General features: G+C 57.0%; 12 protein-coding genes. 4 read left to right on the top strand and 8 right to left on the bottom strand.

The window, feature by feature from the left end; genetic code table 11:
- Positions 1–335: 335 nt before the first annotated feature.
- The 3 genes from V3C63_RS11540 to V3C63_RS11530 form a co-directional block, all read right to left on the bottom strand.
- Entirely contained in the window at positions 336–1253 is a 918-nt protein-coding gene (locus tag V3C63_RS11540; RefSeq protein ID WP_329888088.1) for a cation diffusion facilitator family transporter, read from the bottom strand.
- 92 nt (positions 1254–1345) lie between these two features.
- Complete coding sequence (locus V3C63_RS11535) at positions 1346–2215, bottom strand: deoxyribonuclease IV (RefSeq protein WP_329888087.1); 870 nt, start codon at positions 2213–2215, stop codon at positions 1346–1348.
- Positions 2216–2400: 185 nt separating this feature from the next.
- Positions 2401–3681: a sensor domain-containing diguanylate cyclase gene (locus V3C63_RS11530; RefSeq protein WP_329888086.1), complete on the bottom strand. Its 1281-nt coding sequence runs from the start codon at positions 3679–3681 to the stop codon at positions 2401–2403.
- A gap of 207 nt (positions 3682–3888) precedes the next feature.
- Between V3C63_RS11530 and V3C63_RS11525 the strand changes: the two genes are divergently transcribed.
- Positions 3889–4851: a D-2-hydroxyacid dehydrogenase gene (locus V3C63_RS11525; protein ID WP_329888085.1), complete on the top strand. Its 963-nt coding sequence runs from the start codon at positions 3889–3891 to the stop codon at positions 4849–4851.
- A gap of 125 nt (positions 4852–4976) precedes the next feature.
- Entirely contained in the window at positions 4977–5519 is a 543-nt protein-coding gene (locus V3C63_RS11520; protein WP_329888090.1) for a manganese efflux pump MntP, read from the top strand.
- Positions 5520–5576: 57 nt separating this feature from the next.
- Here the strand turns inward: V3C63_RS11520 and V3C63_RS11515 are convergent, their stop codons facing one another.
- Entirely contained in the window at positions 5577–5777 is a 201-nt protein-coding gene (locus V3C63_RS11515) for a hypothetical protein (RefSeq protein ID WP_329888084.1), read from the bottom strand.
- 46 nt (positions 5778–5823) lie between these two features.
- On the bottom strand, positions 5824–5949 hold the full coding sequence (locus V3C63_RS11510; RefSeq protein WP_329888083.1) for a hypothetical protein: 126 nt from the start codon (positions 5947–5949) through the stop codon (positions 5824–5826).
- Positions 5950–6090: 141 nt separating this feature from the next.
- Between V3C63_RS11510 and V3C63_RS11505 the strand changes: the two genes are divergently transcribed.
- The gene (locus tag V3C63_RS11505; protein WP_329888081.1) at positions 6091–6960 is read left to right on the top strand and encodes a DMT family transporter; all 870 of its coding nucleotides are present in this window, start codon (positions 6091–6093) and stop codon (positions 6958–6960) included.
- 74 nt (positions 6961–7034) lie between these two features.
- Here V3C63_RS11505 and V3C63_RS11500 read toward each other — a convergent pair whose 3' ends face one another.
- Both V3C63_RS11500 and V3C63_RS11495 read right to left on the bottom strand, forming a co-directional pair.
- A complete protein-coding gene (locus tag V3C63_RS11500) occupies positions 7035–7223 on the bottom strand; it encodes a hypothetical protein (protein ID WP_315307893.1) in 189 nt (62 codons plus the stop codon).
- Positions 7224–7450: 227 nt separating this feature from the next.
- Positions 7451–7795 (bottom strand): thioredoxin family protein, encoded by a 345-nt coding sequence (locus V3C63_RS11495; RefSeq protein WP_329888078.1) that lies wholly within the window; start codon positions 7793–7795, stop codon positions 7451–7453.
- A 205-nt stretch (positions 7796–8000) separates the two neighbouring features.
- Between V3C63_RS11495 and surE the strand changes: the two genes are divergently transcribed.
- Positions 8001–8792, top strand: a complete 792-nt coding sequence (surE, locus tag V3C63_RS11490; protein WP_329888077.1) for a 5'/3'-nucleotidase SurE — start codon at positions 8001–8003, stop codon at positions 8790–8792.
- 86 nt (positions 8793–8878) lie between these two features.
- Here surE and V3C63_RS11895 read toward each other — a convergent pair.
- Positions 8879–9007, bottom strand: a 129-nt coding sequence (locus V3C63_RS11895) for an IS3 family transposase (protein ID WP_425355363.1), incomplete at its 5' end; no start/stop codon positions are given.

Raw genomic sequence — 9007 nt, 5'->3', positions numbered from 1 at the left:
TGGCCATCCGTGCCGCGGGGCACATAATAGGGCGCGTCCGGATCGCCGGGCACCGCCACCTGCGGAAGGTCCCCGCGCTGCAAGCGCGCAGCCAATTGCCGGCCGAAGTCCGCCAATGCGGCCAGATCCGCCGCGTCCGGTCGCCCGCCGCGTGCCGCCGGCGGGACTGAAATAAAGCGTGGTGATTGCCTGAATACGCATTTTCCTCTCCTTCCTCATTCTTCTTCCTCTTCGTTTATTTCTTTTTATTATAGCGCCTATTTCATTCCCGCCAAAGGGATTTATATGGCCAAAACGCCATCAAAAAAAGCCCCGCCTCGCAGAGCTTTAAACCATTATTTTCTTGAAATTTCTGCCGCTTCGGCCGGATTCACGTGAACCATGCAATGCTTGAGCATCGGGTACTGGTTCTCTAATTGATCGTGGAGGGATTCGGCAATGGCGTGCGCGTCCTGCAGATTGAGTTGGGCATCCACGGCGATCTCCAGATCAATATAAAATCCGGCGCCGAAGGTCCGGCTGCGCAGATCGTCCACCCGGATTACCCCGGGATGATGAACGACCACGCGGTAAATCGAATCCAGCGTTTTCTGGTCCACCGAACGGTCGATCATCCGGTCGACGCTGTCCTTGGCAATGTCAAAGGCCACCTTCAGCACCATCAGTGCGATCACCACCTGAGCAATAGGCTCGAGAATCGGCACACCCATGCGCGCCCCCGCGATCCCGATCAGGGCACCGATCGAAGAGAGAGCGTCGCTGCGATGGTGCCAGGCATCGGCTTTGAGCGCCCCGGAACGGATGCGCTTCGCCGCCCGGATGGTATACCAATACAGCCATTCCTTCACGCCGATGGACACGATCGCCGCCGCCATAGCGAGCATCCCCGGCGTTGCCACCGTCCTGACGTCAAGCATCTTCTGGACGCCGCGCCAGCCGATGAGCGCACCGGTCACCATCAGCACCGCCGCCAGCGCCAGCGCCGCCACCGACTCCATCCGGTCGTGGCCGTAGGGATGCTCGGCGTCCTTTTCCTTGTTTGCAATATTCACACCGATCATCACCACGACGGTCGACAGCACATCCGAAGCCGAATGCACCCCGTCGGAAATCATCGCGCCGGAATGAGCCGCCACCCCGGTCAAAAATTTCAGTCCCGACAGCAGCAGATTAACCACCACCGAAACGGCGGAAACCCGCATGGCCGTCTGTTTGAATTGCTGCCGAAATTGTTTCTTTTCTGTGGCTGTCATCGCCGATTCCTCCCAGCCTTTATCAATGCCGCAAGTATAGCGAGCCGCCGGGCTGTTAGTCAAGTGTGATCGCTGGTGTTAGGCCCCCCGTTTCAGCATTCAGCCGCCCTTGACATTGTCCGGCGCCCTTCATTTGCCGCGCGCATGAAAGCGATCTCCTGCCCATAGGCCCGATAATCATCGTGGGGTGTTTCGAGAAACATGGGCAGCCGACTGAGTTTTGGATGCGCCGCCAGACGCTCAAACGTCGCAAGGCCGATGCTGCCCTTGCCCAGCTGCTCGTGCCGATCCTTGTGGCTGGCGAAGGGCGTTTTGCTGTCGTTGATGTGCAGCGCCTTCAGTCGCTCCATGCCCACAATCCGATCGAAGGCAGATAGCGTTTCTTCCAGGTGACCGACAATATCGTATCCCGCCGAATACACATGACAGGTATCAAGACACACACCAAGGTGTTCGGCATGGTCGCAGCCCGCGATAATGGCGGCCAGCTCTTCAAAGCTGCGGCCGATCTCGCTGCCCTTGCCCGCCATGGTTTCCAGCAGCACCGTCGTCGTCTGATCCGGGCGCATCACCGCGTTTAAAATCTCGAGGATAAGCGCAATGCCCGTCTCGCTGCCTTGCCCCACGTGACTCCCGGGATGAAAATTATACAACGTGCAGGGCAGCCGTTCCAGCCGTTCCAGATCCTCCGCAAAAGCCATCTTGGCAAACTCCCGGGTCTTCCCGGTCTTTGAAGCCATGTTTAACGTGTAGGGCGCATGGGCCAGCAGCGGCCCGAAATCGTGGGCGGCCATCACCTCCCGCAGCCCGGCGACATCCGCCGCATCCAGGGCCTTCGCATTGCCGCCCCGGGGATTGCGGGTAAAAAACTGAAAGGTATTGGCCCCGATGGCCGCCGCTTCCTCCGCCGCACGGCGATAACCCCTGGCGATCGACGTGTGCGGACCAATCACGAATTGCATATGCGCCTCCATTCCGTCATTGCCTGCCAGCCCTTATTTTCCGACTTTAAATGCTTTTGGCCGGCAGTATAACTCATCATACCATATTTTCCTCTCCGGCCAAAAGGCCCCTGCCCATTTCCCGCACAGAATCCGGGCAATAAAAAAGCCGGACCATCTGGTCCGACTGTGTCGACTTGATGCCGCTATCCTTGATTTTCCCAATCGACGGCCGCCGCCTCGAGGCGGTTGGCCGCCACCGCCTCGGCCTCGGCCAGCGTCCCGCCGTCCTCCGGCAGATAGGCAATGCCTGCTGTCACGCCGATTCGCGGATATTCCGAGTGGGCGCCGGCTTCGCTCGTCATCGCCGCCCGGGCATTCTGCCACAGATTTTCCACCACCTTGCGGCTGTCCGCATGGCGGATGAACACCACAAACACCGACCCCGAATAGCGCCCGATCACATCCTGGCCCTGCAGCGCGTGAGCGAGCACCTGCCCCAGGCGGTGCAACAGCCGATCCCCGACGCAGTCGCCCATCGCGTCATCCACATCGGAAAGCCCGTTGAGCCGAAAAAGCACAAAAGCGCGGGCACTGGTGTCCCTGGCTTCAAGAATCCATTGAATGGTTGTCATCGTGGAATCCCGATCCTGCAGCCCGGTGACCCGGTCCATGTGCACCAGCCGTTGTTTGGCGCCGCCATCGCTGCCGACAGGTGCAATGGTGCCAATCATATGCGGACTCAGGCTGTCATGATCGCTCACATGGATCTTTCGCAGCTTGGCGCGCTGCCATTCGTATTCGCCATTTGCCCGCAGTCCCAGAAAATCCACGCTGTCTTCCTGGCTGTCGCCGGCCAAGGCCTTGCGGTATTCCCGCACCGTGCTGGGGTGAATCCGCCGATCATTGCGCAGTTCCTCCAGATAATGGTCGACAATATTTTCGCAGATTTCCCCCGCCTGCGTATGCTCGATATAAAAAAAGCGGTCTTGTTCAATATCGTAATCATAAACCACTGGCGCCACATTTTGGGCGATATGCCGATAAAACTGATTGTGAGTGGCCGCAATGGGATCCACCTGATCTTCGTTGTCGGCGCCGGTGATGGCCATGCCGATTTTGGGCTGGATATAATCCCGTTCCAGGCACCAGATCCTCAGATGCACGCGAATCACATTTTGATTTTTAAAGGTCAGACGCGCCGTCATCTCGCCGGCCTGTCCCGCCGCACTGGCCATCAGCATGGCCGTCACCCGCTTGCGATCCTCGCCGTAAAATCGGGCGAGCACATTGTCTTTCAATGCCGCCTGCCTGGGACTGACGTAGCCAAAGAGCCTGCGATACCAGGCGTTGCGATACAGCGGGATCAGATTGCGGCCTTTTTCTAACTCGAAAATGACAACGCCGCAGGGCAAATCGTCAAAATAACGGAAGTCTTCTGTTATTTCATTCACCCCGGTATTCATGCCATTTTTTACCTCTGTCATGCCTCTGCCTCCCCGACTGTATTTTTGTCTCATCATAGCATATGAGATCATTTAAAACAACTCTCCGAATCGCTTCCCGCCGCTTTTATTTTCTCGTATCCTTCGTTTCTTTTTCGGGATCATCAGCGACTGTCGTGCTATAATAAATTCATATAATGATTGAATAGCATTCGCCATCCAATTCACATTCACAATTCGGAGGTTCACATGAAAGCCATTTTACTCGAAGGCGACGCCATCAATCCCGGCGACATCAGCTGGGATCCCATCACTTCTGTTTGCGACACTCGCATTTATGCCAACACCACCGAGGCGAACAAATGGGAACGCCTTGGCGAAGCGGAAATCATTCTCGACAACAAAATTATCATCGATGAGGCTGTCCTCACACGCTTTCCCCAAATTCGCTATGTCGGCGTCTGTGCCACCGGCTACAACGTCGTCGACCTCGCTGCCTGCCGCCGCCACGGCGTCACCGTGACCAATGTGCCGGCCTACAGCACCGAGTCCGTGGCGCAGATGACCTGGGCCCTGATCCTCGAGCTCGCCAGCAAGGTCAGTCTCCACGCAGATTCTGTCGCCCGAGGCGATTGGTGCCGATCAGCCATCTTCACCTATTGGCTCGCGCCCATCACGGAGGTCGCCGGCAAAACCTTGGGTATTTACGGCTTTGGCCACATCGGCCGGGAAGTCGCCAAGATCGGGCAGGCTTTTGGCATGTCCGTATTGGTGCACACCGCCCATCCAGATTATTACAAGACCTATGCCTGTGACATGCTGCGCTTCGTCGACGCTGACACTCTTTACCGTCAATCGGATATTCTGAGTTTCCACTGCCCACTGACGCCCGAAACCGACCATATCGTCAATCGGGATAACATCGCCAAAATGAAAGACGGCATTACATTGATCAACGTCTCCCGCGGCGGCCTGGTGGATGAGACTGCCCTGGCCGAAGCCCTCGCATCCGGGAAAGTCGGTGCCGCCGGTGTCGACGTGGTTTCCCGGGAGCCCATTGTCCCGGATAATCCGCTGCTTGCCGCGCCCCGTTGTCTGATTCTGCCCCATATCGGCTGGGCCAGCAAAGAGGCCCGGGAGCGGCTAGTCGCCACCATCGGCGCCAATCTCAAAGGCTGGCTGGCCGGCGCGCCCGGCAACGTGGTCTCCTAAATAATTTTGTTAAAAAAGTTGATGTTAGCATGGACTGACTCTAATGCGCCGTGATAGAATGTTTAAATTATTTACATCCATCCTTCACATTGCGCAAAGAAAGAAGAGGTAAGCTCTTGGGATTTATGGGCATCATGCTACTCGCCGTCGGCCTGTCGATGGACTCCAGCGCCATCTCGGCCTGCAAAGGGCTGGCCATGCCAAAAGTTAACTACCGTCACGTCGTCGTTATCGCGCTCTCCTTCGGAGGAGCAGAAGGGATTCTGGCACTGCTGGGCTGGCTTCTGGGCCGTCAGTTTTACAATACCATCGTCCATTTCGACCATTGGATCGTTTTGATCCTGCTGGCTTTTATCGGCGGCAAGATGATCTGGGATGCCTTTCACGAAGATCTGGAGGCCGAAGAACGCGGGCGCAGCTTCAGCGTTCGGGAAACGATTTTCCTTTCCATTGTCACCTCTATCGACGCGTTGGCCGCAGGCGTCTCTTTCGCCTTTATCCGCATGTCGATCCCAACGGCCATCGCCGCCATTATCATTATCTCAGCCATCCTGTCGTTCATTTCCGTGATGATCGGCCATTTCTTCAGCGCCCGTTTCGGCAAGGCGGCCGAAGTCGCCGGAGGCATCATGCTCATCCTCATCGGCATTTACCTATTTTTTCATTAAGCAGACGGATCTCAGCCACGTTTTCACGTGGCTTTTTAATTGCGCCGTTTCAGCGCCTTACCGGCGAACGAACCCGGCTGCGGCGCAAACATCGTCTTCACCGTCCTGACCGATTGGGGCACAGCCAATGGGCACCCGCAGTGCCGCCTCGAAATTGGCAACGAGATCCACATTTTCCCATTCCGGCGAATCGGCCCCCGCCGCGTCGCCGGAGTGCTGCGAGCCCGGCGCCAAATCCAAAGGAACGGCTGCGATCATGCAGATGGCCTCAACCTCAGTGTCCACAAAAAAGGCATTGACGCGTTCAATGGTGGCGTCCGGGCCTGTCCGCCGCTACCTGCTCCCGGCGGCTTTCCCCGCCGTTTTCGTCGCCGATCACACAAACGATGGCTGAACGCGTTAATTTCATCGCACCGACTTTCGCATCCATCATCTCCTTCGATTGATTTTGATTATTATTTTAACGCAAAACGCTTTCATCAGTGCAAAAGATCGCCGCCGCTTTTAAATTTTCACCGCTTGTGTTAAGCTTTTTCTGTTTAAATCCGGATCCGACACACAGGAGGTTCTCATGACCCAGAAACGTTCCGAACAACTGCTCGCTTTGGTGATCTTCGCGCGCTCCACCTCTTTTCTGATGGTCAAACATTGCCTGGCCGCCCTTGAAGTCTTTAATTTGCTGGCGGTGCGCTTTGCCATCGCGACGGTGCTGCTGTTCATCCTCTTTCACAAAAGAATTCGCGCCATGACCCGCGGGACTTTTGGCCGCGGCGCGCTGCTCGGCCTGATCTTTTTCGCCGTGATGACCGGCGAGACCATCGCCCTCGCCAAAACCTCCAGTTCGACAACGGCACTGATGGAAAGCTCCGCCATCATGCTGATTCCGCTGTTCACCGGGCTGTGGCGGCGGCGGTGGCCGGCACGCGCCGGTCTGGCCGCAGCGGCCGTCGCCTTCGTCGGCGTGGCCTGCACCATCGGCCAAAGCGGCCGCTTTGTCATCAACAGCGGGATCGTCTGGTGCCTCGGGACGGCGGTGGTCTACGCCCTGTCCGTCATCCTCACTGATGTGCTCTCCAAACAGGACGACGCCATCACTCTCGGGGTGCTCCAGGTGGCGTTCATGGCGTTGTTCAACATCCTTGCGACCTTCGCCTTTGAAACGCCCCGCCTGCCGGAAGCCCCGGACGTCTGGGCGCCGGTCCTTTATCTCGCGGTGGTGTGCTCGGTGTTCGGTTTTGCGATTCAGCCCTACGCCCAGTCCGGCACCACCTCGGATCGCGCGAGCCTGTTTTTGGCCATCACCCCGGCGACGGCCACCATCCTCGGCGTGCTTATCCTCCGCGAAACCCTGACCTGGATCGGCGCCGTTGGCTGCGGCCTTATCCTGCTATCCTTTTTTCTCGCCAACAAACCGCCGCGTTTTCTGCGGGAGGCGCCATAAAAATACCCTCCTTACTGGATGTCCAGTAAAGAGGGTACATATCAAATGCGCCGGTGCTTTTTGATTATATTTTATTATTGATTTCTGATGAAAGCCAACAGCCATACAGCGGCCATCCCGATGGCCACCACGCCTAAAATGATATTCCACGTCATGCTGCGGGGATCTCCCGCCGCGTGGTTCCAATACGCCAGGACAAACATGACAATGCCGAAAATCAATTGAAAAATAGCCGTCCTCAATGGGTGTCTGCCTCTTCTCATTGGGGTTCCTCCGTTTTAATTTGTTTGTGCCGTGCCTTCGCATGGTGGGCACTACTGCGCTTCACCGAACACCGGACTGTCTTCTTCCGGTTATGATATCGTTTTTATTCTACCGGAATCCGGCATCGCTGTCAAGCGCCGCCGTTCTCAATGGCCGGCAGCGTAATTCCGGAAGGCCATTCCCGATCGCGCCAAAAACGAGCTCCACGATCACGAGCAGCATCGGATTATTTCTCATCGGTATACCCCAATGCCTTCAGCGTTTTGAGCATCGCATCCATCGGAAGTGTGCGCCCCATCACGATGCGCCTGCCGTCAATGAGCATGCCCGGCGTCTGAAAAATGCGATGGGCCGCGCCCTGCCCCCGGCCGGCCACGCAGCGCACCTCAGCGTCGAGCCCGGCAATGGCCACGGCCTGTCTCGCATTAGCCACCATCTCCCGGCATTCATCCTTGCGCTCACCCACCACTTTAATCACGAGCCGATCCGTTCCAAGCCGCGGGCGCGGCCGATCGATCTTCTCGCCCATCCGCTGCTGCCGTCTTTTTAATTGTCGTCCCAACGATCCCATCGTCCCTCCTTAGTTGCGTTTTAAATGCGTTTGCGTTTCGCGGATGCTTTTAGTATAAAAGCCGGCGCCCGAACTGTCAAATACGACCATATACTCCGATCGGCAAAGTTTAAACCTTGAATCGGCGCGGCCGATCCTATACAATAACAAGTAATTCGATGCTAACCGGACCCCCATCGACAAGTGAAGCACAGAAAGGAACACCATGACTTCCACCATTTTGATTTCCAACGACGATAGTTTTGACGCGCCGGGCATCCACGCGCTGGCCCGGGCGCTGAGCCGGCTCGGCCGGGTGATTGTCTCGGCGCCGGCCGAGCCCCAATCGGCCAAATCTCACAGCAAAACCGTCCGCGGCAAGCTTGCGGTGCAGGCAGCCGAATTCGAAGCGGACATCGAAGGTTTTCGCGTCTGGGGCTCGCCCTACGACGCCGTGGACATCGCCCTGAACGCCTTGCTGCCCGAGCCGCCGGCGCTGCTCATCTCCGGCATCAACCACGGCTCCAACGTCGCCTTCGACATTCTCCACTCCGGCACGGTCGGCGCGGCCTCCGCCGGCTATTTCAATCGCGTGCCCGCCATGGCCATCTCCCTCAACAGCGGCGAAACCTATGACTATACTTATGCGGCCGCATACGCGCTTAAGGCCGCCCGCTGGTTCATCCATCAACCGACCAACCGGGACTATGTGCTGAATGTCAACATTCCCAACTGCCCCGCCGACGCCATCCGGGGAACCGTGGTCTCCCGCATGGGGCGCCGTCACAATTACACCAACACCTATGCCCACACCAGCGACGGAACTTTTGACTATTACGACATGGCCGTGCGGCCCAACCACCAGGACAGCCGTGAAGATCTGAGCTATGACGATTACGCCGTCAACCACCGCTACGTGGTGCTCACACCGCTGGACATGGAGGTGACGGCCCACGCCAGCATGCAGACGCTCTTCGGCCTCACGGAATCGGCTCTCGCGCCGGATGTCGAGGTCTGAGACAACCATGCCGTCAAAAAAAGACGGTTCCCAGGCTTCAAGGCTGATATGTACCCAAAATCCTGGACACATTATTGGAACCTAGGTTAGCAATAGATGGATGTTCTCCTGTATTTTACAGGAGGCATCCATTTTGTTTTGCTCTGGATCCGTTCGTTATTGTAGTAGTTTATATAGTTCCTTACTGCTTTGGAGAAGGAATCAAACGATGGGTA

The organism is Pseudoramibacter faecis (genome assembly GCF_036289405.1).
GTDB lineage: Bacteria > Bacillota > Clostridia > Eubacteriales > Eubacteriaceae > Pseudoramibacter > Pseudoramibacter faecis.
The sequence above is the reverse complement of the archived record's forward strand: the minus strand, read 5'-3'. Positions and strand labels throughout refer to the sequence as shown.